The sequence below is a fragment of the Achromobacter animicus genome, assembly GCF_902859585.1.
In the GTDB taxonomy this organism is placed as follows: Bacteria; Pseudomonadota; Gammaproteobacteria; order Burkholderiales; family Burkholderiaceae_B; genus Achromobacter; species Achromobacter animicus.
In genome coordinates, this window is the sequence record NZ_CADIJM010000001.1 from 485,757 (window position 1) to 509,410 (window position 23,654).

Sequence of the window (23,654 nt, forward strand, 5' to 3'; positions counted from 1 at the left end):
GTGGGCAGACTCGCCCCGATCCAGGGCATTTCGCCTCGGCAAGTCCTTGGCATGCAATTTGCATGCCAACGGTATGCCAAACCTTCAATTTCGCCTTTTCTTGGAGTCCTTCTGATGCGCGATGTAGACCTCAATTCCGACCTGGGAGAGAGCTTCGGCCACTACAAGATCGGTGCCGACGAAGCCATGCTGGACCTCATCACCTCGGCCAACGTGGCCTGCGGTTTTCACGGTGGTGATGCATCCGTGATGCACCAAACCGCGGCATCCGCCCTAAAGCGGGGCATCGACGTGGGCGCCCATCCGGGCTTCAACGACCTGTGGGGCTTCGGTCGGCGCAAGATCGTGGGCGACAGCCCGCAGGCCATCGGCGACATGATTGCGTACCAGATCGCCGCGATGCAGGGCATGGCCCGCGCGGCCGGGCATCGCGTGACGCACGTGAAGGTGCACGGCGCATTGGCCACGCTGGCGTTCGAGGACCGCGCGCTTTCCGAGGCGCTGACCTGGGCGATGCGCACGCTCGATCCGGAACTGGTGCTCGTCTGCACGCCGCACAACGAAACCGAGCGCGCAGCGCGCCGGGCGGGCATCCGCGTGGCCTGCGAGGTCTTCGCCGATCGTCTCTATGGCGACAACGGGCTTACACTGCCGCGCAGCGAGCCGGGCGCCGTCATCCACGATCCGGCCGCGGCGGCTGCGCAGGCGCTGCGCATGGTGCGAGAACAGGCAATCCGCACAGTGGGGGGCAGGGTGGTCGAGATGCCGGTGCACACGATCTGCGTGCACGGTGACAACCCGCAAGGCGTGGAGATTGCGCGCGCGGTGCGCGATGCGTTGCTGGAAGAGGGCGTGCGCCTGCGGCCGATTTCGCAGCTGGACTTTCAGTAGGGCGCGTCTTTCTGCGCTTGCCGGATCAGCGCCCGCAGCACGGTCGCGAAGCGCTTTGCCGTGCTGGAGAGCGGGCTGCTGGCCGAATGCAGCAGATGGATGGCATGGCTGAGCGCGGGTTCGGTGGGTAGCAGGATGAAGTCTTTGCGGAAGCTGGGGTGATAGCCGAACGACTCGATCAGCGCCACGCCCACCCCCTGGCGCACCAGCGACAGCGCTTCGGGCGTGGAACGTATTTCGATCTGCGGGTGCACTGACGCCGCTCCTGAATGGAGGAACCGGCTGGCCAGACGTCCGAACGGCGTGTCTGCGCCATAGCCAATAAGCAGATGGCCTTGCAGGTCTTCGGCCCGCAGCCGGCTGCGCACCGCCAGCGGATGACCGCGCGGCACTGCGCACCCCAGCCACCCTTGGCCGATCTCCTCGCTGACGATATTGGCGTTCACCGGCGGGGGCATCGAGGCGATACCGAAATCGGCCTGTCCCAGCAACAGGTGCGGCAGCAGCGCGTCGAAGGCCAGCGGGCGGTAGCGGATGGGCGTATCGGGATGCCGTTCGCGAAACTTCTGGATCGCGTGAGGGATGAGCCATTCGCTGAAGCTGGGGCTGGAAACGAGGCTTACGGCGCCAGCCGAACCCGCGCCCAGCGCGCCCGCCAGATCGTTGAAGCGATTGACGCGGCCGAAGATCTCTTCGGCCTCGACAAAGAGGCGGCGCGCCTCGGGAGTGGGATGCAGACGCCCCTTGACGCGCTCGAACAGCCGGTAGCGCAAACGGTTTTCGGCCGAGGCGAGCAGACGGCTCACGGCGGGTTGCGTCACGGACAGCATGCGACCCGCTTCGCTGAGCGAACCGGTCAGCATCACGGCGTGAAAGACCTCGATCTGGCGAAGCGTCAGCGCTCCGGGCGCAGAGGGAAGGGGGCCGGACATAAGGAAGCACTCGTGGACGGGAACGCGTTGCCGGCCATTTTATGTCGGGGAAGCGCCGCTGCGCGCACACAACGGCTCCGCCATGACCTTTTGCGCGCACCCCATAACTAAATGCACAGTCCCCGCGCCGGTCCGCAAGGCCGGGGTTGCGCGCAAAACCGTTTGTTTTCAAGGCTCGGCGGGTCTTGGGAGAGAACGCTGGACGGGTCATTTCGCTGGGCGGGCCGTCTTTGCGCGCCGCTGCCGCCGCGTCATGCTGCAAGCCATATCGCAACCCACCTCAGGATTTTTCCATGTCCCGCATCGTCACCGTCGCTGCCGCCCAATTGGGTCCGATCCAACGTTCCGAAGGTCGCGATGTTGCGATTGGCCGCATGATCCGGCTGATGGAGCGCGCGCATCAGCGCGGCGCCCAGGTCGTGGTGTTCCCGGAGCTGGCGCTGACGACTTTCTTTCCCCGCTGGTATTGCGAGGACCTGGACGAGGCCGACGCATGGTTCGAACCCAGCCTGCCGTCACCCGCCACACAGCCGCTGTTCAATGCCATCAAACGCTTCGGCTTGATGGTTTACCTCGGCTACGCGGAACTGGCGTGGGAACCGGACGAGCAGGGCGTGGTGCGCAAGCGCCGGTTCAACACGTCTGTCGTGATCGCGCCAAACGGCGAAATCGTGTTCAAGTACCGCAAGGTCCATTTGCCCGGCCACGCCGAGTTTGCCGAGCATCGCCAGGTCCAGCATCTGGAAAAGCGCTACTTCGAAGTAGGCAACCTGGGCTTTCCCGTCGTACGCGCGCCGGTCGCATCCGGTATCGACGCCAATCTGGGCATGTTGATCTGCAATGACCGGCGCTGGCCGGAAGCCTGGCGCGTGCTCGGGCTGCAACAGGTCGAACTGGTGATGCTGGGCTACAACACGCCCAGCCGGAACCAAGACAACCGCGGATTTGAGGCGCACCACCTGAGGGTGCTGCATTCGCATCTGTCCATCCAGGCCGGCTGCTACCAGAACGCCACCTTTGCCGCGGCCGTCGCAAAGGCCGGCACCGAGGACGGCCACGAACTGCTGGGCCATTCCATCATCGTCAATCCGCAGGGCGAGATCATCGCGATGGCTGCGACGTGGGACGACGAGCTGATCGTCGCCGACTGCGACCTGGACTTGTGTGAATTGGGCCGCAGCACGGTCTTCAACTTCGCCAAGCATCGCCGTCCCGAAGCCTATAGCCGGCTGATCGAGCAGACCGGCAGCGTCGCGCCCGCCGTCTGGACGCCGTCCGCCTGATGCGTCCCAATTCTTCTCCCTTGCTGGATAGCTCCATGACCGCGATGCCCCTGCCTCTGACCATCGAACACGAAATGCTCGGCACCCTGCGCGTGCCGGTATATGCCGACGTGTCCGCCGCCGCCCAGCGGCTGGCACCCCATGTGCGCCGTACCATGCTGTTGCGCTCGCCCGTCCTTGATGAACTGGCGCAGGCGCCAGTCTGGCTGAAGCTGGAGAACCTCCAGGTGACGGGTTCGTTCAAGGCCCGTGGCGCGTTCAATGCCTTGCTGAACATGGAGCCAGCCCAACGCGAGCGTGGCGTGGTGGCGTATTCGACCGGCAATCACGGCCAGGCTGTCGCGTGGGCCAGCCGCTGCCTGCGCGTTCCCGCCACCATCGTGATGCCGGTCGACGCGCCGGAAAACAAGGTGGACAAGGCGCTGCGCCATGGCGCCAGGGTCGTGCGCTATGACCGCACTCGCGAAAGCCGCGAAGAGATTGGCATGCGTCTCCTGGCCGAAACCGGCGCCACGCTGCTGCCGCCCGGCGACCATCCCGACGTGCTGGCAGCCCAGGGCACGCTGGCGCTGGAAGCCCTGCAGGACCTGCCTGCCGCAGCGCTTGCAAACCTGGGTCTGTTCGCGACGCCGTGCGGCGGCGGAGGCATGGCGGCGGGCTGTTCACTGGTGTTGCGCGAGCTTGCGCCACAAGCCCGGATGGTGGCCGTGGAGCCCCTCGAATTCGACGACACGGTACGGTCGCTGGCCTCCGGCAAGCGTGAAACCAATCCGGCGGGCGCCAAGACCTTGTGCGACGCGCTGCAGGCTGCGACGCCGGCCGAACTGCCCTATGCGATCAACAGCCGGTCCCTGAGCGCTGCCGTGTCCGTGAGCGACGACGAAGTCGCCGCCGCCATCCGTTTCGCGCTCGAAGAACTGCGCCTGGTGATCGAGCCGGGTGGGGCGGTTGCGCTTGCCGCGTTGCTGGCGGGAAAGCTGTCGGCCGACGGCCGCGATGCGGTCATCGTGCTCTCAGGCGGAAACATCGATCTACCGCTTTTGCGTCAGATCGCCCTGGACTGAGCGCTCGCGCCGCAGTCCGGAACGGCGGGACCCTTTCAGGCCTGCCGAGCAGTAAGGGCGCCCATCAGGCGCCTTGCACAACCCACGCGGGACGCAGAGCCCGCGCGGATACACCTATAACAGTCCAAGGAAGAAAACCATGTCCACGTATCAAAGCAGCGCCAAGCGCTGGCTCGCGGCCGCGAGCGCAGCATTTACCTTGATGGCGGCGTCCGCCGCGCAGGCCGCTTATCCCGAACATCCGGTCACGATCGTCGTGCCGTTCAATACCGGCACCACGCCCGACCTCGTGTCGCGCCTGCTGGCCGCGGAAATGGCCAAGCAGACGGGCGGCAACTTCGTGGTGCAGAACCGCACCGGCGCGTCGGGCATCATCGGCACCCAAGCGGTGGCGAACGCCGCGCCAGATGGCTACACGATTGGGTTTGCCAACGTCGCTACGCTTGCCATCAATCAAAGCCTCTACGCCAAGCTGCAGTACGACGCCGACAAGCAGTTGGCGCCTGTCGCGCTGACGGGCTCCGTGCAGAATCTGCTGGCCGTGCGCCCCGGCTTGAACGTCAAGAGCGTCGCCGAGCTGATCGCCATGGCCAAGAAAGACCCGGGCAAGCTGGTCGTCGCCTCGGGCGGCAATGGCACCACCGGGCACCTGAGCGCCGCGATGTTCGGCACGATGGCAGGGGTGGAATTTATGCACGTGCCGTACAAGGGCGGCGTCGAGGCGGACCTGGCCGTGCTGCGCGGCGAAGCCGACCTGGTGTTCGACAACATTTCGTCCATCGCGGGGTTCGTGGAGCAGGGCAAGGTCGTGCCGCTGGCCGTCACCGATCTGCAGCGCGATCCGTCCATGCCCGATCTGGCGACGCTGGATGAGCAGGGGCTGAAGGGCTACCGCGCCGTGGCCTGGACCGGCTATGTGGCGCCGGCGGACACCGATCCGAAGGTTCTGGACTATCTGAACGCCGCCTTCAACAAGGCGTTGCAATCCCCAAACGTGCAAGAGAAGCTCAAGAGCATGGCCTATGTGCCGAACATCGGCCCGCGCCAGCAGCTCTTTGAGCGCGCGCACGTGGAGCGCCCGGTCTGGGCTCAGGTGATCCAGCAAGCCAACGTCAAGATTGACTGAATCTTATGAACCACGAACGCTACGACCTGCTGATCCGTGGAGGCACGGTAATTGATGGAACCGGCGCTGACCGCGTCCGGGCCGACGTGGGCGTGAGCGGCGGCCGCATTGCGGCCGTCGGCGACCTGGACGGCGCCACCGCCGATCAGGTGCTGGAGGCGGGCGGCCGGATCGTGTCGCCCGGCTTCATCGATACGCACACCCACGACGACCGCTACCTGTCGATGGATCCCGGCATGCCCGCCAAGCTGAGCCAGGGCGTCACCACGGTCGTGACCGGCAACTGCGGCATCAGCCAGGCGCCGTGGCGTTCGGGTTGGCGAGGCGAGGTGCCCGCGCCGATCAACCTGCTGGGCAACGAGCTGGGCGATTTTCCGTATGAGACCTTCGGCGCCTACCTGGAGAACCTGGACCGGCATCCGCCCGCCGTGAATGCGGCTTGTCTGGTGGGGCACACATCGCTGCGCGCGGCCGCGATGGCCGACCTGGACCGCCCCGCGACGGCGGCCGAGATCGAACACATGCAGGCCCTGCTGCGCGAAGCCATGGAGAGCGGCGCGATCGGCCTGTCGACCGGCACTGCATATCCGGCGGCCATGCCGGCCACGTTGGATGAATTGATGGCAGTGGCCAGCGTGCTGCGCGAGCATCGCGGGCTGTACGCCAGCCATATCCGCGACGAGGGCGACCGCATCTTCGCCGCGCTGGATGAGGCCTTCGCCGTGGGCGCCGCCGGCGATGCGCCCGTCCTGATCTCGCATCACAAGCTGATCGGTCCACGCAATCATGGCCGCTCGGTTCAAACGCTTGCGCACATCGACAAAGCGGGGCAGGGGCAGAAGGTGGCGCTGGATTGCTATCCCTACGTTGCAGGATCCACCATCCTGCGCAAAGACCGCCTGGCGGTGTCCAGCCGCGTCATCGTGACCAAGTCGGTGCCATATCCCCAGTACGCAGGACGCGATCTGGACGACATCGCGCTTGATATGGGTCTGAGCCCGGAGGACGCGGTCGATGCGCTGCAGCCGGCTGGCGCGATCTACTTCATCATGGACGAGACGGACGTCCAGCGCATCCTGGCGTACCCGGGCACCATGATCGGCTCGGACGGCATGCCGCACGATCCCGCGCCGCACCCGCGCCTGTGGGGCACGTTCCCGCGGGTCCTGGGCCATTACTGCCGCGACATCGGATTGTTCACGCTGGAGCAGGCCGTGCACAAGATGACGGACAAGCCCGCCGCTTACTTCCGTCTGCCGCAACGCGGCCGCATCGCGGTGGACTACGCGGCCGATCTCGTCGTTTTCAATGCAGACACCATCGCCGACACCGCAACCTGGTCGTCGCCGACGAGCCAGGCAGTGGGCATCGACTACGTGCTGGTCAACGGCAGCGTTGCGTGGCAGGCGGGAGGCGCCACTGGATCGCGCCGTGGCAAGGTGATTCGGCCGGGCCGCTGAGCACGCATGACCGGCGACTTGACCGGCTGATTGCACCGGGACAAAGGGGGCCACGGGAAGATCTCTCCTGGCCCTAATCAATTACGCATAATGTTTATTATGTAAAGTACAAAATGGCCGTTTTTGTCCCGTCACCACGCAGCCATCAGATAAGATGCGCGCCAAGCCTCCCCAACCCATCCCCGTCCAGACCCCATGACCCTGCGCGTCGCCATCATCGAAACCATGGAGAACACGCAGCTCGGCCTTCTGCTGAGCGCGCTGAATGAAGCCCAGGCCGACATCACCTGGTTCCGCGTTTATCGCGACGGTCTTGGCGACATTGCCCTTGACGACTTCGACGCCCTGATCGTTCCCGGCGGCTGGCCGAGCGCGCAGGACGATGATCTTTATCCTTACCTGCCCAAACTCGTCGCGCTGATGCGCACATTTGGCGACGCCGGCAAGTCCGTGCTGGGCATCTGCTTAGGTGCGCAGGTGCTGGCCCGCGCCTACGGCGCCGACAACCTGTTGGGAGTGGCGCGGGAGTTCTCCTGGACGCCGCTGACCGTGACGGACGATGGGCGCGCCGATCCGCTGTTTGCCGAATTGCATGGCGGCTTCACCAGTTTCCAGTGGCACGTCGACACCTACACCCTGCCCCCGTCCGCCCTCCTTCTGGCCCGATCCGAAATGGTCCAGAATCAGTGTTTCCGCGTGGGGCGGGCAACTTACGGCATGCAGTTCCACTTTGAAGCCAGTGGCGACGTGGTTCACGACTGGACGCGCGGCAATCCCGAGCGGGTCAATCGCATTGCGCCGGGCTGGCTGGAGACCCAGGCGGCCGAGGACCGGGCCCGCTTTGCCGCCGACGCCGACGAAGCCGGCGCGCGGATCGCCCGCGCATTTGTGGCCACCATCGGCCAGCGCGCGCGGACCTGATCGACACCGGCCCGAACAAAAAAGGCGATGCCAGGTTTCCCGGCATCGCCTTTTTGCTTTCACCGAGGGTCAGCGCTTCTTGGACGCCTCGTATTTCGCCTTGTTGGCTTCGTTCGGCGGGTACAGGCCCGGCAGCACGGCGCCATTGTTGACCTCGTCCATGATCCAGCCTTCAAACCGTTCCTGCTCGACGGCGGCGTCAACCACGTCGGCCAGCAGCGCGGCCGGGATGACGACGGCGCCGTCCTGGTCGGCAACGATCACGTCATCGGGAAAAACGGCCACGCCGCCGCAGGCGACGGGCTGCTGCCAATCCACGAACGTCAGGCCGGCCACCGACGGAGGCGCCGCCGCCCCGCTCGCCCAGACGGGCAGCTTGGTTCCCAGTACACCGGCCAGATCGCGCACGACGCCGTCGGTCACCAGTCCCGCGACGCCACGCTTGGCCATGCGGGCGCACAGGATGTCGCCCCAGATGCCGGCGTCTTTCACGCCCATGGCGTCGACCACCGCGATGCAGCCAGAGGGCATCTGTTCGATGGCGCCGCGGCTGGATTTGGGCGAGGACCATGATTCCGGCGTGGCCAGGTCTTCGCGGGCCGGCACGAAGCGCACCGTGAACGCGCGGCCGACGATGCGTTCGAGGCCTTGCGCCAACGGGAAGGCGCCGCGGATCCAGACGTTGCGCAGCCCTTTCTTCAACAAAATGGTGGTCAGTGTTGCCGTCGTGACGCCGGACAGCGCCTTGAAATGAACCTCGTCCGAAACGGTCATGGGTTTTTCTCCCTGTGAAATCAGAATGGGCGCTCAGCGCGCCCGAGCTCGATGCGGCAGATGCCTTAAACCAGATCCCGCGCGCGCGCGTCGCGCTTGCCCAGGCGCGCCAACAGATGATCGACCTCGGTCCGCGCCTGCTTGGTCAGCGCAGCACCCGGCCGGCGTTGCGCCGCACTGGTCAGGATGCCCCGGCGCATCATCACGTATTTGCGCACGGCCAGGCCGACACCCGGCTGCTGTTCGTAGCGCAGCAGCGGCAGGTGCGCATCGAACAGATCATGCGCCTCTTCGGTCCTGCCCTCGCCTACCCATTTGACGAAGTCGCACAGCATGTCGGGAAAGCAGTATCCGGTGTTGGCGCCGTCGGCGCCGCGCGCCATTTCGTAGTCCAGGAACAGGCCGTTGTTCCCGCACAGGATCGAGATATGCCGCATGGCGCCTTCGGCTTCAAAGCGGCGCAGCGCCGAGATCTTCTCCAGGCCCGGCCAGTCTTCGTGCTTGAGCATGACGCACGAAGCCAGATCGGTCACGATCCGCCGGATGACCGTGGGCGCCATCTGCACCGAGAACGTCAGCGGATAGTCCTGCAACACAAACGGAACGTCGTCGCCAATGGCCTCCACCGCCTGGTGGTAGTAGTTGACGATCTGATCGTCGGTGCGCAAGGTGTTGGGCGGCGCGATCATGACGCCGGCCGCGCCACGGTCCATCACCTCGCGCGTGAGCGAACGCATGGAGGCGAAGCCGGGCGCGGACACGCCCACCACGATGGGAATGCCCTGCGATTTGCCGATCACCTGCGAGGCGATTTCCAGGGATTCCGCGAAGTCCAGTTTGGGCGCTTCGCCCAGTTGGCCCAATACGGTCAGGCCGGTCGAGCCGCAAGCCAGATAGAACTCTATCATGCGGTCGATCGAGGCGTGGTCGACGGAACCATCGTCAAAGAACGGCGTCGGGGCGATGGGATATACGCCTTTCGCGTCAGCAGTCAGTTTCATGGTCTGTTTCTTCAAGAAGTGGGTTGAGTCAGGCGTCAGGCCTTAGATGCTTGCGATGAGGCCGCCGTCCACCCGGATCGTCGATCCGGTGATGTAGCTGGCCCGCGCGCTGGCCAGAAACGCAACCGCATCGCCGTATTCCTGCGGGTCACCGTAACGGCCCACCGGAATGGCGCTGGTGCTTTCGCGGCTGACGTCCTCTACGCTGCGCCCTTCGCGCTTGGCCCGGGATTCGTCCAGAAAAGAGATGCGCGCCGTCGCAATGCGGCCCGGCAGCACGATGTTCGACGTTACGCCGTCCTTGCCCACTTCGCGCGCCAGCGTTTTGGACCACCCCACCAGCGACATGCGCAGCGCGTTGGAGATGCCCAGATTGGGAATCGGCGCAATTACGCCCGACGAGGTGCTGGTGATGATGCGGCCCCACTGCCGTTCCCGCATGCCCGGCAGGATGCGATCAGTCAGCTTGATGACGGACAGCACCATGCCTTCAAAATGCTCGCGCCAAAGATCGGCCTGCTGTCCGAAAGACGGCGTGGGCGGCGGGCCACCGGTGTTGTTGACCAGGATATCGACAGGACCCACATTGGCCTCGATCCACGTCACCTGGCTGTCAAAGGCGTCCAATGCACGCAGATCCCATTGCAGGGCAAAGGCAGACAGGCCCTGGGCCTTGATGCCGTCGGCGGTGGCCGTTGCGGCGTCAAGGTTCAGATCGGCGACGACCACCTTGGCGCCTTCGCGCGCCAGCGACTGTGCAATGGCGCTGCCCAGGCCACCGCCGCCGCCCAACACCAGCGCCGTCTTGTCTTTGATACCCAAATCCATCTTTACCTCCGTACGTAAAAAGCCTGATCAGTCAGCGCTGAGCGCTGGCAGGCCTATCTTGACCGCGTCGCGCCACCCTGCTCCTGATGGATCGCAAGGTGCGCCCTGTAGACCTCATTCTCTTGCCAAAGCGCGTCGCGGAAAAACGGAAAATTGTTGGATATATCATTCGGTTTATGAATGATTTGCCAGTTGCAAGGTATGTGTCTCCCAGCGTGAAAGCTGTGGGCGCGGGCAATTCCGCTATATTGGGGCCACCATTTTCATGCACGAACTGAATGAACCTGCGCCGCCTCACCCCCTCCATGTCCCTGCTGTTGGCCTTTGAAGCCAGCGCCCGCCATCTGAGCTTTACGCGAGCGGCGACCGAGCTTGCGCTGACGCAAAGCGCCGTCAGCCGGCAGGTGCAGGCGCTGGAGGATCTGCTGGAAGTCGCGCTTTTTCGCCGGGAAAAGCGGCGGATTGTGCTGACCGAGGCGGGCACGGGATACCAGAAAGAACTGGCCGCCGCCCTGCAGCGCATCCGCAGCGCATCGCTTCAGGCGATCTCGCATCGCACTGGCCGAGGCGCCTTCCACCTGGCCGCGTTGCCCACGTTTACGGCCAAGTGGCTGATGCCCAGGCTGCACCGCTTCTATGCGCGCCATCCCGGCATTCTGGTTCACCTGCATTCACGCGTGACGCGCTTCGACCTGGATCTGGCCGGCATCGACGCCGTCATTGCCGTGGGCGATGGCGACTGGCCGGGACTGGTCCCGCATCGGCTGATGAATGAACACGTCATCCCGGTCATCAGCCCCGACATCGCCGCGCGCCAGACCATCCGCAGGCCCGCAGACCTCATCCAGCACGTGCTGCTGCAAGTCGCGGCCCGGCCGGCCGTGTGGCAACGCTGGTTCGAAGCCCACGGCCTGCCCGTGCGCTCGATGCGCTGGGGCGCGCAGTTTGAACTGACAACGCACCTGATCCAGGCGGTGGCGTCGGGCTTGGGCGTGGGGCTGTTGCCGACCTTCCTGGTGGAGGATGAGTTACGGCAAGGCGTGCTGGCGCCCGCATTGGATGAGGAATTCAGCACGGGCGCGGGATACTTTTTCCTTGCGTCGCCAGACAAGTTGGCCATCCCGGCGGTGGCGGCGTTTCGGGATTGGTTGCTGGATGAGAGCGCGGGGGGTGAATTCCCGCGTTGATCTCAAGCGGGCCGCATCCGCGTTCACCACTATTCAACAGTTCAACAATCGTTGTATTATCCGGCGCATGAATGAAGAACATGCCGTGCTCGCCCTCGCCGCCTTGGCCCATTCCCAACGCCTGCGCGTATTCCGCGCCCTGGTCGTCGCCGGACAAGAAGGCCTGACCCCCAGCGTGCTTGCCGACCAGCTTGCCGTGGCGCGCAACACGTTGTCATTCCATCTGAAAGAGCTGGCGCATGCGGGACTGGTCTCCATCGAACAGCAAGGCCGCAACCTGATCTACCGCGCCGACTTTTCCCGCATGAACGGCCTGCTGGGCTATTTGACCGAGCACTGCTGCGCGGGTGCGCCTTGCGCAGTCACCGATCGCGGCGCGTGTGAATCCTGCTGACCCAGCCCCCCTACCTACCGCCCTTCTCTCCTACAGCCCATGCCCTCCATCGCACCCGCCGCACGTCTGGCGCCCCAGCGCCCTTCCATGAGCGTCTTCGAGCGCTATCTCACCTTGTGGGTTGTTCTCTGTATCGTCCTGGGCGTGACATTGGGCCAGGCGGCCCCCGGCGTGTTCCAGGCCATCGGTCGCATGGAAGTCGCCCAGGTAAATTTGCCGGTCGGCATTCTGATCTGGGTGATGATCATCCCGATGCTGCTGAAGGTGGACTTTGGCGCGCTGGATCAGGTCAAGCAACACTGGCGTGGTATCGGCGTGACGCTGTTCATCAATTGGGCAGTCAAGCCGTTCTCCATGGCCTTTCTGGGCTGGCTGTTCATCCGCCACGTTTTCGCCGCCTGGCTGCCGGCCGACGAGCTCGACAGCTACATCGCGGGTCTGATCCTGCTTGCCGCCGCCCCGTGCACGGCAATGGTGTTCGTCTGGAGCCGGCTGACGGGCGGGGATCCGGTTTTCACGCTATCTCAGGTGGCGTTGAACGACACGATCATGGTGTTTGCCTTCGCCCCGGTGGTTGGACTGCTGCTCGGCCTGTCCGCCATCAGCGTGCCGTGGGACACGTTGCTGGTTTCCGTTGGGCTGTACATCGTGGTGCCGGTCATCCTGGCACAGGTGTGGCGCCGCGCGTTGCTGCGGCGCAGTCAGGCGGCGTTCGATGCCGCGTTAGCGCGGATCGGTCCGTTCTCGATGGCCGCCCTGCTGCTGACGCTGGTCCTGCTGTTCGCGTTTCAGGGCGAAGCCATCATCGGGCAGCCCTTGGTGATAGCGATGCTGGCGGTGCCCATTCTGATCCAGGTGTTCTTCAATTCCGGCCTGGCGTACTGGCTCAACCGGCGCGTCGGTGAAAAGCACAGCATCGCGTGCCCGTCCGCGCTGATCGGCGCGTCCAACTTCTTCGAACTCGCGGTCGCAGCTGCGATCAGCCTGTTTGGCTTTCAGTCCGGGGCGGCGCTGGCAACGGTGGTCGGCGTGCTGATCGAGGTCCCCGTCATGCTGCTCGTCGTGCGGATCGTGAATCGGAGCAAGGGCTGGTACGAAGCCGGCGCCGCGCGCAACTGACGCTGCGATGGCCATCGGACATGCCATGAGTTCGATCACGATCAATCACAACCCTGCTTGCGGAACCTCCCGCAAAGTCCTTGCGCTCATTCGCAACAGCGGCGAAGCCCCCACCATCGTCTGGCCCGGACGATAGGCGCCGCCGCCCTCCGCTGCGGATCACTGCCAATCCTGCGCGTAGATCCGCTTCCACTCCTTCTCCATATCGACGACCGTCCATCCACTGGCCCGCACCGCGTCCAGGGCCTTGTCCAGACGACCGACGCTCGAATCCCGGTCGTAGGCCCATTCGCGCTTGGCGTCGGTGTGGTGAACGATGCCGCCGAACCGCTTGCCCGGCCCGGCGGTGGTCCATTGCAGCATCTGCAGGTCGCCGTCCGAGTTGCCGAAGGCCAGTATGGGACGCTTGCCGATGTGACGCTGGATGGCCACGGGTTTGCCGGGGCCGTCGTCGTTGAAGTCCAGCTTCGGCAACCGCATCAGCGCGTACCCGTTGCCGCTTGCCACGAATTCGCTGCCGAACGCCGTGCCGATGACCTGTTCCGGCGGGATGCCGTAGGCCTTCTGCGTCCAGGCCCGCATGAACTCGGTTTCGCCGCCCGACACGATGTAGGTCTTGAAGCCGCGCGCGCGCAGGTAATCCAGCAGCTCCCGCATCGGCACGTACGTCATGCTGTCGTACGGCAGTTTGGTGCGCGGATGGCGCGCGGTTTGCAGCCACTGATCGACGCGCTGCGTGTATTGCGCGACGGGCATGCCGGTGTTGGTCGCCAACACGATTTCCATCATGCCGCGCTCGCCGGACTTGGCCACCGCGGCATGATCGTTCTGCAGCACCGCCATGAACGGCTGACGCGTGGCCCAGTCCGGATGCGATGGCGCCAGCGCGTGGACCTCGTCCATCGAGAACATCACCTGGAAGTAGATCGGCTTTTCGCTCCACAGCGTGCCGTCGTTGTCGAACACGGCGATACGATCTTCCTCGGGCACGAAGTCCGGGCTGCCCGGTTCGGTGACTGCCTTCACGAACGCGACGATGGCCACACGGGATGGCCCGTCGGTCCAGGACGCCAACTCCGCCTGCTTCTGGCGGTCGGACGCGGCGCAGCCGGCCAGCAGGCACACGATGCAGAGCCACATCCTGGCTAGCCGCCGCATGGAGCGATATTGAATCGAAGCTTGCATGACGATCTCCCGAGCGCGCGCATGGCGCGGTGGTGACATCCTTTGAACGATTTCCCCTGTCCGCGCCCCGCACGGCGAACAGGCGTCAACGGCTGGCGATGCTGCCTTGAGACGCCTGCGCCGCCTTCCACTGCTGCGGTGTCATGACGGTGCGAAAGCCGATATGCGACATGGGGTTGAGCGGGTCCGTGCCGCGCCGCGCGCTGGCGCGGTAGCTGATGCAATACGTGTCGCTGCAAAGAAAGGATCCGCCGCGGGTCACGCGCTTGGGCGCCGACACGGGCGTGCCGCCGTCGTCGGGATCAAAGCTGTCGGCGGGTCCGGCCGGGTCCTGCGGCGGCTGGCGGTACTGCGCCTGAAACTTGAAGGCATCCGCGCGATACCAGTCCGACGTCCATTGCCAGACGTTCCCCGCCATGTCGTACAGGCCATAGCCGTTGGGGGCGAAGCTGCCTACCGGCGTGGTGCCGACCTGCACCTTTTCATCCTTGACGACGGGAAACGGCTGCGGCTGCCGGGTGTCCCAGATGTTGGCCATCGCCTTGCCCTGCGGAAGCAGCTCGTTGCCCCACGTATACGTAGCCTGCTCCAGGCCGCCCCGCGCGGCGAACTCCCACTCGGCCTCCGTCGGCAGCCGCTTGCCCGCCCACGTGGCGTAGGCTTGCGCATCCGCGTAAGACACCTGCACGACCGGGTGATCGTCCTTGCCGTCGATGTTGCTGCCCGGCCCCTCGGGGTGCCGCCAGTTTGCGCCCGGAACAAAGCGCCACCAGCGCGAATAGTCGCGCAGCGACACCTCGGTCTCCGTGCCGGTGAACACCATGGCGCCCGCCTGCAAGGCGCTGTCGTCCGGACGCGGCGTGCCAGCCGGAAGCTGGACACGCAGGTCTTCCCAGCGTGGTTTCTGCTCGGCGGTCGTCACATAGCCTGTCGCCTCGACGAAGCGGCGGAACTGCGCGTTGGTGACGTCGTGCACGTCCATCCAGAACCCGCTGACGCGCACTTTGTGCGCCGGGCGCTCGTTCGGCTGGGACATCTGGTGGTCGTTGCCCATCAGGAATTCGTTGCCGGGTATCCAGGCCATCGCCGCCGGTCCCTGCTTGCCGTCTCCCAACGTGATGACGTGCGGCCCCGCCGGTGGCGCGGAGACCACGACATACGCGCCGATCGCGCCTGTCGCGCCCAGTATTGCCACCAACGCCAACCCGATCTTCGCGTGCTTTTTCATGCGCGTTCTCCTTGAAGAGAATCCTTTCGCAATGCAGGCGTATCTTTTGATGCCGTTACAGCGCCGCAGCCCGCGAGGCCAGCTTGCGGTTGCCCTCGCTGTTGGGCTTGAGACTCATGCGTTCGGCGGTCAGCACCTTCGCAAGCGACCGCGCGCCACCACGCAGCGCCGCCTCGACCAGCGTCAGCGCCAACACGTCGCGCTGGGCGTGGCTGCCGCCGAACCGGTGCGCAATCAGGCGCACGTCGCGCAACAGATCCGCGGCCAATGCGTAGTCTTTGCGCGTGAAGGCCACCAGCGCGTGCGCCACCGGCAGCCCCACGTCGCGCGTCATCATCGCGTTGGTGCCGGCGCCCTGAGCGGCGGCTTCCATGGATTCGATCAACGACTGTGCCGCTGCCCCGTCGCCGGCGCCCAGGTAGGCCATCAACGCATGCACATCGTTAAAGGCGTAGTAGCCCGTGCCGCCGCGCGCCTGCCAGACTTCGGCAAGCTGCCGCCACCGCCAATCGACATCGATCCCACGCAGCAACAGGCGCCACAGCATGGCCGACGCGTCGATCAGGTCAAGCACCTGCCCGGTGGATGTTTCGCGCAGCCGGTCGTCGTACATGGCAAGCACTTCGGCGATGTCCTCGCGGTCGAGGTGGAACAGGGCCAGGTGCCACCAGTTGTGGATGGACAGCATGTTGTCGCTGGACCAGTCGTCGCGCCGGCCGTTCAGCCAGGCAATGCCCTCGTCCACCCTGCCCTGCATTTCCAGCACATGAGCCACCGCGTGCACGGCCCACGGATCGCGGGGGTTCAGGTCCAGCGCGCGGCGGCCCTGGGCCTCCGCTGCGGCATAGAGATTGGTCTCTTCCAGCCCGAAGGCGTGCATGCCCAGCACGTAGCCGTAGTCGGGCATCTTGCAGGTCCACGCGGGCAGAATGCCGGCCACGCGGTCGCGCAACATGGCCGAGCGGCCAAGCAGGAAGTCGCCGATGTGGCCCACCTGCAGCGCCAGGGTGTCGTGCGGGTAATCCGCAAGGATGTCAGCGTAGCGCCGCAACGCGGTAGAGAAATTGCCGTCGAGCCAGGCGCGCGCCGCCGCCGTATGACGGCGCTCGCGATCATTGGCGATATCGACGAGTGCTTCGGCAGCCTCAACGCTTTCGCGTAGCAGCGGTTCGACGCACTTGTCGCTGGCGGTGATCATCATGCCTGCGCGCAGCAGGTGGCCCATGACGAAGACGGGGTCTTCGGAAAGCGCCCCGTCGATGATGCCCAAGGGATCGCCGTAATAGCCGTGGAACAAGCTTTGCGCCTGTTCGTATGCGGCCATCGACGCCGGTTCATCGCTGGAAACGGGATTGCCCCGCACATCGCTCAGCGCCATGGTGATCTCCCAAAGGGCCGGCCCGCGACGGGCTTCGGAAATATAAGCACGGATGCCGTGTGCCGGCAAAACGCAACTGCGCTAGTGCGACTGCACCGAGTTCGCGGGTATGGGCATACGCCCGCGCTTACCGCAGCCTCGGCGTCACGGGCGGGAAGACGGCGGGTCAACCATCGCCTGGCGTTGCGACACCAGCAACGCGTCGCTCTGGTCGATGCGTATCGTGCCGATTCGTGGAAATTCAAAGTCGATGATGATGTACAGCGCCGCGGTCATGACCAGCGCGTAGATCAGCTCGTGCAGTAGCGTCCCCCGTTGCGTTGCGGCCAGCTTCACGCCCACCAGCCCGGCGCAGATCAGCGCAAGAAACCCCAGGAAAACGTAGGCCGCCATGGGCGGATGCACCTTCTGGGCGGCGACAAGCGCGGTCGCCGCATCGAACATGTCATTCACTGCCTGCACGTACGAGGCCGCCAGCGGCGGCGCAACATCGTCCCGCGCCGCCCCGACGGAGGCCCGCCAGATGTCCATTTGCAGCGCGCTGGCCTTGGCCGCAATTCCGGTCCGCGCATCCAGATCGGCGACATGGCGTTCATAAAGGATCCGTTGATCGACGTAGTGGCGAAATTGCGCCCGCAGCGCCGGCTGCGCAGCGGGAGGCAGCAGATCAACCCGCAGCCATGCCGTGCCGATGGCGTTGACTTCCTGGATCAAGAGATCGCGCCGGTCCGACATACGCTGCGCCGCGCCCGAGAACGTAAACGCGACCAGCAGCCCCAGCAGCGCAAACACCGATGCCTCGATCGCCGCCACCCCTGCCCCGCCGTTCTCCTCAAGTTTTCTGCCCAATCGCTTGCCCAATGCGATAGCGCCAAACAGCGCCACAAAGAACGCCGCCGCCAAGCCTGCCAGGAGAAACGAGTAGTCCATGGGAACCTCGCGTGTGCAATTACCGGAGGAACGTGCGAGCGGTACGCTGGCGCGTCCGGAACGCATCAACGATAAGAGCAACGCGCGCGGGCTGGCAATCGCGCAAGCGCAGCCAACGCGTGATACAGCCGTGCCGGTCCGTGTTGACCAATGCGGCGCACGCATGCAAGCGCATTGCAGAATCTCGTTGACAGGCGGGTAAGGAAGATGAAAATTATTGCAGTTCAAATCCCGCGGACTCCGCGTCCCGGACTACGCGTCCCGGACTGCGCGTCCCGGACTGCGCGTCCCGGATTGAACACCCCCAAGTACGTAGGCCAATGTGAACCGCACGGTTTGCAGCTTCGTGCGGTTGATTTCACTCTCACACGACGGAGTTGAAAATGGCGACCAAACGAACGCTCACTTGCGGTGCCGCAGCACTTCTCATGGCGGGAGCGGCAATCTGTGCCCCCGCCTCCGCGCAGGATCAGCGCAAACCCAACATCATCCTGCTTGTCTCCGACGACACCGGTCTCGGCGATCTCGGTCCGTATGGCGGCGGCATCGGCCGCGGCATGCCGACGCCCAACATCGACCGGCTCTCTTCCGAAGGCATGACCTTCTTCTCGTTCTACGCGCAACCCAGCTGCACCCCCGGCCGCGCAGCGATGCAGACCGGCCGCATCCCCAATCGCAGCGGCATGACCACCGTGGCCTTTCAAGGCCAGGGCGGCGGCCTCCCGGCGGCCGAATGGACGCTCGGTTCTGTGCTGAAAACCGCCGGCTACAAGACGTTCTTCACGGGCAAATGGCATTTGGGCGAAGCGGACTACGCCTTGCCCAACGCCCAGGGCTACGACGAGATGAAGTATGCGGGCCTCTATCACCTGAACGCCTACACCTACGCGGATCCCACGTGGTTCCCGGACATGCCCGCGGACGTGCGCGAGATGTTCCAACGCGTCACCAAGGGCGCATTGTCCGGCAACGCCGGCGAAAAGCCGCGCGAGGAGTTCAAGATCAACGGTCAATACGTCGACACGCCCATGGTCAACGGCCGTGAAGGCGTCGTCGGCATTCCGTTCTTTGACCGGTATGTCGAAAAGGCCTCGCTGGACTATCTGGACCGCAACGCCAAGTCCGAGCAGCCGTTCTTCATGAGCATCAACTTCATGAAGGTGCACCAGCCCAACATGCCGGACCCCGACTACATCCATAAGTCCATGTCCAAGAGCAAGTACGCGGATTCGGTCGTGGAACTGGACGCACGGATCGGGCGCATCATGGACAAGATCCGCGAGCTGGGCCTGGACAAGAACACGCTGGTGTTCTACACGACGGACAATGGCGCCTGGCAGGACGTCTACCCCGATGCGGGCTACACCCCGTTGCGCGGCACAAAGGGAACGGTGCGCGAAGGCGGCAACCGGGTTCCCGCGATCGCGTGGATGCCCGGCAAGATCGCCGCGGGCGCCAAAGATCACAGCCTGGTGGGGGGCCTGGATCTGATGGCGACGTTTGCCGCGGTTGCCGGCGTGAAGCTGCCCACGAACGACCGCGAAGACAAGCCGATCATCTTCGACAGCTATGACATGTCGCCCGTCCTCTTTGGCACCGGCAAGTGCGACCGCAAGTCGTGGTTCTACTTCACCGAGAACGAGCTGTCGCCGGGCGCCGTGCGCGTCGCCAACTACAAGGCAGTGTTCAACCTGCGCGGCGACGACGGCGCGGTGACGGGCGGGCTTGCGGTGGACACGAACCTGGGCTGGAAAGGCGCCGAGTCCTATGTGGCGACGGTGCCCCAGGTGTTCGACCTGTGGGCCGACCCGCAGGAGCGTTACGACATCTTCATGAGCAACGTCACGGAGCGAACCTGGACGATGGTCATGATCAACGACGCCGTCGCGCCGCTGATGAAGACGTACATCGACTACCCGCCCCGCAAGATGCAAAGCGAAGGCTATGACGGACCGCTGACCTTGTCCGGCTACGAGCGGTTCCAGTACATCCGCGACAGTCTGGCGAAGGACGGCTTCAAGCTTTCCCTGCCCACTGGAAACTGACGCCGGCACGCCGCGGTTCACCTGATTCGGGTGAGCCGCACGGACGCGGGACCCGTCCGGGCAGGCGGCTTGCTGCTACAGGCGGATGGACGCGGCAATTCCATCCCGGCAAGCTAGCCGCCTGCCAGCTTGCGACCTGGCTACAGGAGGTCCCATGTGGGAACCCAGTGAACGCTATCCCGATCCGGCCATTGAGGTGCTGGATCCCCGATTCCGCAATATCCGGCTCAATAACGCGGGCATCGAACGCCTGGCGACCGGTGTCCGCTATGGCGAGGGCCCGGTCTGGTTCGGAGACGGCAGGTGCCTGATCTGGAGCGACATCCCCAACAACCGCCTCTTGAGATGGGACGAGGAAACGGGTGCGGTATCGGTGCACCGTCAGCCTTCCGGGTACACGAACGGCAACACGCGCGACCGCCAGGGCCGGCTCGTCAGTTGCGAACATGGCGAGCGGCGCGTGGTGCGGACCGAGTACGACGGCTCAGTGACGGTGCTGGCCGACCGGTTCGAGGGCAAACACCTGAATGCGCCGAACGACGTGGTTGTGCGGCGAGATGGATCGATCTGGTTCTCCGATCCGGTATTCGGCATTCTGAGCAACTACGAAGGCTTCAAGGCCGACCCGGAACTCCCGACGCATGTCTATCGGCTGGACCCCGGCACCGGACAGCTACAGGTCGTTGTCCGGGGCGTCCACAATCCCAACGGTCTGTGTTTTTCGCCGGACGAACGGCTGCTGTATGTCGTGGACAACGGCTCTTCTCCTAACCGCATCCTGGTCTACGGGGTTGGAGAGGACGGCACGCTGGATGAAGGGCGCACGTTTGTGGAGGCAAGCCTTGAGGCGATCCCGGACGGCATCCGCTGCGATACCGAGGGCAATCTTTGGGCCGGCTGGGGACCGGGTCCGGGCCTGAGCGGCGTGATGGTCTTTGCACCCGACGCCACGGCCATCGGCCGCATCGCCCTGCCCGACCGCTGCGCCAACCTGTGCTTTGGCGGCACGCGGCGCAACCGGCTGTTCATGGTGACCGGACAATGCCTGTTTGCGCTGTATGTGAACGCGCAGGGCGTCCCTTACTGCTGAGCCGGCCGCTACAGAAACCCGATCCAGCGCCCCGCGATCAGGCATCCCAGCCAAAGCGCCAGCGACGCACCTGCCTGCGCGCGAAGCATCCCGGTTGGCCGGCCGCCGTTTTCGACGCCGGCCCACGCGCGGCCCCGGTGCACGAGCCAGGCGTTGACCGCACCGGCGGCCAGCAGCGCCATCTTCACCAGGAATGCGGGATTTTCCAGATACTCGAGCGGACGCACCGAAAACAGCATCGCGCCCGTCAGCACCGCCAATGCAAGGCCCGTGGCGGCAGTGCGCGCCAGCACCGGCGCCAGGACGGCCAGCGCGTTCGGCTTGAGGATGCCGAGCAGGCGCAGATCCAGCGGCACGATAGACCCGATCAACAGGCCGATGGCGCCAATATGCGCGGCGTTCACCAGCAGATAGAGAACGCCGGACCGGCGCAGCCACAGCGCCGGCGGAACGGATTCAAGGTGTTGGAGCGCAAGCCGCAGCAGTTCAGGCATCCGGCGCGGGTGCTCAGGGTTTCTTGATGCGGCTTGGGTAAATGTCGTAGGTCTTTCCGCCCACGGTCACCTGGACGGCCTTCATGCGTTTGGCGGCCGCGTCCTGGTCACGGTTGCCGACGGCGGTGATCGCATCGCCGGGCTTGGCGGAACCTTCCACGAATCCGGCTTCCTTTGTCTGGCTGGGGTTGCCGAGTTCCACCGTCCACACGCCGTCCTTGGCCCGGACCTTGAGCGTGGGGTGCGGCGGGGCGATCTGCACCTGTTCGACCGTACCCTGCAATGTCATTTGTTCGGATTCTGCCCACGACCAGCCGTGGTGCGCCATGGCCGAGGGGACGACGCCGCCGATGGCAGACAGCGCCAGTGTGGCGATCAACGCGCGATGGGAAAGCTTCATGTCGATGCTCCTGAAGTGCGGTGGCTGCCGTTCGTCCGCGCGAAGGCGCAGGCGTGAGCGCGAAAAAACAGGATAGCAGCCGACTCTTGAGACGGGTGTGAATTTATTTGGCGGTCGGGAGGCGATAAATCATTGCGCGAATCCTGAGAATTTACTTCTAAGAATCCACTTTAGGTTGCGGCTGTTTCTTTTTAATTATCTGGTGATTAATCAATAGCTTAATGCCGATTAATGAGATGACACATGAAGTTGAGACGGCGCCCCGCGCCGCTTGCGGCTGCCGCGCTCACCCAGGAAAACCCTGCGGAACTTTCCCTGTTCGGTAACGGTCGCTTTATGTTCAGGCAATTGTCAGCATATGCCGACATTCGCCTTTAAGCCGTTTCCGCGCCTCCACCCCCGGGAGAATTGCATGTCATTGCTCCGCTCGCGTTTCCTCGCGAATCTGCCCTCCACTTCCACCGCGCGCCCCCCTGATCTCCTTTCTCTCCACGCCCTTTCGCTGCATGCCGATCCATGTCCACGCGGCGTGCAACCATGAGCGCCGTTCCTGACGCCGTGAACAATCGCGCGCCCACCGGCCTGTCGGTCATGGACGCAACCATGGTGCTGGTCGGCGTCGTCATCGGCATCGGCATCTTCGGTTTCCCGCCTCTTGTCGCGCAGCATGCCCATTCAGACGCCATGTATATCGGCCTGTGGTGCGCGGGGGGGCTCGTCATGCTGGTGGGCGCCCTTTGCTATGCCGAACTTGGCTCGGCGTATCCCGGCGCCGGGGGCGAATACCTGTACCTGACCCGGGCTTGGGGTGCGCGCGTTGGGCTGATGTTTGCCTGGGCGCGCTGCTCCGTCATCCAGACGGGCGCGATTGCGGTCGTGGCGTTCATCTACGGCGACTATGCCAACCGGCTGTTGCCATTGGGATCACAAGGGCCGGCTGTGCACGCGGCCATCTCGGTGGTCGTGCTGACGGGCCTGAACATGATCGGCACGCGTTATTCCAAGCGGCTTCAATGGGTCTTTACCCTGCTGACGGTGATCGCCCTCGCCGCGGTGCTGATCGCCTGCCTGACGGCTTCGGGTGGCGAGGCGCTCAAGACCCCGGACCCCGCGCCGCTGTCGGGCAACACCGCGGGCCTGCTGGGCATGGGCATGGTGTTCGTGCTGCTGACCTATGGCGGCTGGAACGAAGCCGCGTACCTCAGTGGCGAACTGCGCGACCCCGGGCGGAATATGAGCCGGGTGCTGCTGATCGGCACGGCGGTCGTCACCGGCGCCTATGTGCTGACCAACATCGCCTTGCTGGAAATCTTTGGCTTGCAGGGGCTCCGCGACACGCCCGCGCTGGGCGCCGAGGTCATGCAGCTTGCGGCCGGCCCCTATGCCGCGGCACTGCTCAGCCTGACCATTTGCGCCACGGCGCTCAGCACCATCAACGGCACCATCATCACCGGCGCGCGGGTGTATTACGCGCTGGGCCGGGACGTGCCGCGGCTGCAGGCGCTTGCCGGCTGGAGCGACCGCAACGAAACGCCGGTCAGCGCGTTGGTGGCCCAGGGACTGATCACGCTGGCGCTGGTGGCGCTGGGCGCCTTCAGCCAGAACAGCGTGCAAACGATGGTGGCGTACACCGCGCCCGTGTTCTGGCTGTTCATGATGCTGGTGGCCGCGTCCGTCTGGCGCCTGCGCCGCCTGGATCCCGATCGCCCCCGGCCCTTCCGCGTGCCGCTCTTTCCGCTGCCTCCCTTGCTGCTGGCGCTGACCTGCGCCGGGCTGGTGGTTTCCAGCGCCATGTACGCCGGCGCCGGCGCCCTGATCGGGTTGGCCGTGCTGGCAGCCGGCGTGCCGCTCATGCGACTGCTCAAGCCCGCCCAGGCCATCGGCTAACTGGTTCTTCCCTGTCCTCTTCGTCCAAGGAACCCTC

General features: G+C 64.9%; 22 protein-coding genes and 1 pseudogene. 13 read left to right on the forward strand and 10 right to left on the reverse strand.

What is annotated here, in order from left to right:
• Positions 1–114 precede the first annotated feature (114 nt).
• The gene (locus tag HV681_RS02235) at positions 115–891 is read left to right on the forward strand and encodes a LamB/YcsF family protein (RefSeq protein WP_175121510.1); all 777 of its coding nucleotides are present in this window, start codon (positions 115–117) and stop codon (positions 889–891) included.
• Here the strand turns inward: HV681_RS02235 and HV681_RS02240 are convergent.
• Positions 885–1,823 carry a LysR family transcriptional regulator gene (locus HV681_RS02240; protein WP_175121511.1) on the reverse strand — a complete coding sequence of 313 codons (939 nt, stop codon included), beginning with the start codon at positions 1,821–1,823 and terminating at the stop codon, positions 885–887. The two genes, HV681_RS02235 and HV681_RS02240, sit on opposite strands and share 7 nt — an antisense overlap.
• Before the next feature lie 293 nt (positions 1,824–2,116).
• Here HV681_RS02240 and HV681_RS02245 point away from each other — a divergent pair, with 293 nt between their 5' ends.
• From HV681_RS02245 to HV681_RS02265, 5 genes are all read left to right on the forward strand, one after another.
• The gene (locus HV681_RS02245) at positions 2,117–3,106 is read left to right on the forward strand and encodes an N-carbamoyl-D-amino-acid hydrolase (protein ID WP_175121512.1); all 990 of its coding nucleotides are present in this window, start codon (positions 2,117–2,119) and stop codon (positions 3,104–3,106) included.
• Positions 3,107–3,141: 35 nt separating this feature from the next.
• A complete protein-coding gene (locus HV681_RS02250) occupies positions 3,142–4,170 on the forward strand; it encodes a threonine ammonia-lyase (RefSeq protein WP_175121513.1) in 1,029 nt (342 codons plus the stop codon).
• Positions 4,171–4,309: 139 nt separating this feature from the next.
• A complete protein-coding gene (locus HV681_RS02255) occupies positions 4,310–5,296 on the forward strand; it encodes a Bug family tripartite tricarboxylate transporter substrate binding protein (RefSeq protein ID WP_175121514.1) in 987 nt (328 codons plus the stop codon).
• 5 nt (positions 5,297–5,301) lie between these two features.
• Complete coding sequence (locus tag HV681_RS02260; protein ID WP_175121515.1) at positions 5,302–6,756, forward strand: N-acyl-D-amino-acid deacylase family protein; 1,455 nt, start codon at positions 5,302–5,304, stop codon at positions 6,754–6,756.
• Between the two features lie 195 nt (positions 6,757–6,951).
• Positions 6,952–7,677: a type 1 glutamine amidotransferase gene (locus HV681_RS02265; RefSeq protein WP_217467816.1), complete on the forward strand. Its 726-nt coding sequence runs from the start codon at positions 6,952–6,954 to the stop codon at positions 7,675–7,677.
• Between the two features lie 69 nt (positions 7,678–7,746).
• Here HV681_RS02265 and HV681_RS02270 read toward each other — a convergent pair whose 3' ends face one another.
• The 3 genes from HV681_RS02270 to HV681_RS02280 all read right to left on the reverse strand — a co-directional run bounded on the left by HV681_RS02270 (position 7,747) and on the right by HV681_RS02280 (position 10,280).
• Positions 7,747–8,451 carry a ribonuclease activity regulator RraA gene (locus HV681_RS02270; protein ID WP_175121516.1) on the reverse strand — a complete coding sequence of 235 codons (705 nt, stop codon included), beginning with the start codon at positions 8,449–8,451 and terminating at the stop codon, positions 7,747–7,749.
• A gap of 65 nt (positions 8,452–8,516) precedes the next feature.
• The gene (locus HV681_RS02275) at positions 8,517–9,452 is read right to left on the reverse strand and encodes a dihydrodipicolinate synthase family protein (RefSeq protein ID WP_175121517.1); all 936 of its coding nucleotides are present in this window, start codon (positions 9,450–9,452) and stop codon (positions 8,517–8,519) included.
• 42 nt (positions 9,453–9,494) lie between these two features.
• Entirely contained in the window at positions 9,495–10,280 is a 786-nt protein-coding gene (locus HV681_RS02280; RefSeq protein WP_175121518.1) for an SDR family oxidoreductase, read from the reverse strand.
• A gap of 278 nt (positions 10,281–10,558) precedes the next feature.
• On the opposite strand from HV681_RS02280, the gene HV681_RS02285 reads away from it, so the two are divergent.
• From HV681_RS02285 to HV681_RS02300, 4 genes and pseudogenes are all read left to right on the forward strand, one after another.
• Positions 10,559–11,467: a LysR substrate-binding domain-containing protein gene (locus tag HV681_RS02285; protein ID WP_175121519.1), complete on the forward strand. Its 909-nt coding sequence runs from the start codon at positions 10,559–10,561 to the stop codon at positions 11,465–11,467.
• 67 nt (positions 11,468–11,534) lie between these two features.
• Positions 11,535–11,861 carry an ArsR/SmtB family transcription factor gene (locus HV681_RS02290; protein WP_175121987.1) on the forward strand — a complete coding sequence of 109 codons (327 nt, stop codon included), beginning with the start codon at positions 11,535–11,537 and terminating at the stop codon, positions 11,859–11,861.
• 39 nt (positions 11,862–11,900) lie between these two features.
• Positions 11,901–12,980 (forward strand): ACR3 family arsenite efflux transporter, encoded by a 1,080-nt coding sequence (gene arsB, locus HV681_RS02295; protein ID WP_175121520.1) that lies wholly within the window; start codon positions 11,901–11,903, stop codon positions 12,978–12,980.
• Between the two features lie 25 nt (positions 12,981–13,005).
• Positions 13,006–13,101: pseudogene (locus HV681_RS02300) on the forward strand (arsenate reductase); the annotation flags it as partial.
• A gap of 38 nt (positions 13,102–13,139) precedes the next feature.
• Here HV681_RS02300 and HV681_RS02305 read toward each other — a convergent pair.
• From HV681_RS02305 to HV681_RS02320, 4 genes are all read right to left on the reverse strand, one after another.
• Entirely contained in the window at positions 13,140–14,165 is a 1,026-nt protein-coding gene (locus HV681_RS02305) for an HAD family hydrolase (RefSeq protein ID WP_437340372.1), read from the reverse strand.
• A gap of 85 nt (positions 14,166–14,250) precedes the next feature.
• A complete protein-coding gene (locus HV681_RS02310) occupies positions 14,251–15,393 on the reverse strand; it encodes a formylglycine-generating enzyme family protein (RefSeq protein ID WP_175121521.1) in 1,143 nt (380 codons plus the stop codon).
• Between the two features lie 55 nt (positions 15,394–15,448).
• Positions 15,449–16,771, reverse strand: a complete 1,323-nt coding sequence (locus HV681_RS02315; RefSeq protein WP_175121522.1) for a tetratricopeptide repeat protein — start codon at positions 16,769–16,771, stop codon at positions 15,449–15,451.
• Between the two features lie 144 nt (positions 16,772–16,915).
• Positions 16,916–17,701: a bestrophin-like domain gene (locus tag HV681_RS02320; protein WP_175121523.1), complete on the reverse strand. Its 786-nt coding sequence runs from the start codon at positions 17,699–17,701 to the stop codon at positions 16,916–16,918.
• 383 nt (positions 17,702–18,084) lie between these two features.
• Between HV681_RS02320 and HV681_RS02325 the strand changes: the two genes are divergently transcribed.
• Positions 18,085–19,746: an arylsulfatase gene (locus HV681_RS02325; RefSeq protein ID WP_175121524.1), complete on the forward strand. Its 1,662-nt coding sequence runs from the start codon at positions 18,085–18,087 to the stop codon at positions 19,744–19,746.
• A gap of 154 nt (positions 19,747–19,900) precedes the next feature.
• Complete coding sequence (locus HV681_RS02330; protein ID WP_175121525.1) at positions 19,901–20,836, forward strand: SMP-30/gluconolactonase/LRE family protein; 936 nt, start codon at positions 19,901–19,903, stop codon at positions 20,834–20,836.
• Positions 20,837–20,844: 8 nt separating this feature from the next.
• Here the strand turns inward: HV681_RS02330 and HV681_RS02335 are convergent, their stop codons facing one another.
• Together HV681_RS02335 and HV681_RS02340 are read right to left on the reverse strand one after the other, a co-directional pair.
• Entirely contained in the window at positions 20,845–21,330 is a 486-nt protein-coding gene (locus HV681_RS02335) for a DUF6644 family protein (protein ID WP_175121526.1), read from the reverse strand.
• A gap of 13 nt (positions 21,331–21,343) precedes the next feature.
• Positions 21,344–21,730 carry a DUF6152 family protein gene (locus tag HV681_RS02340; protein ID WP_175121527.1) on the reverse strand — a complete coding sequence of 129 codons (387 nt, stop codon included), beginning with the start codon at positions 21,728–21,730 and terminating at the stop codon, positions 21,344–21,346.
• 537 nt (positions 21,731–22,267) lie between these two features.
• Between HV681_RS02340 and HV681_RS02345 the strand changes: the two genes are divergently transcribed.
• Positions 22,268–23,617, forward strand: a complete 1,350-nt coding sequence (locus HV681_RS02345; RefSeq protein WP_175121528.1) for an APC family permease — start codon at positions 22,268–22,270, stop codon at positions 23,615–23,617.
• The last annotated feature ends 37 nt before the right edge of the window (positions 23,618–23,654 follow it).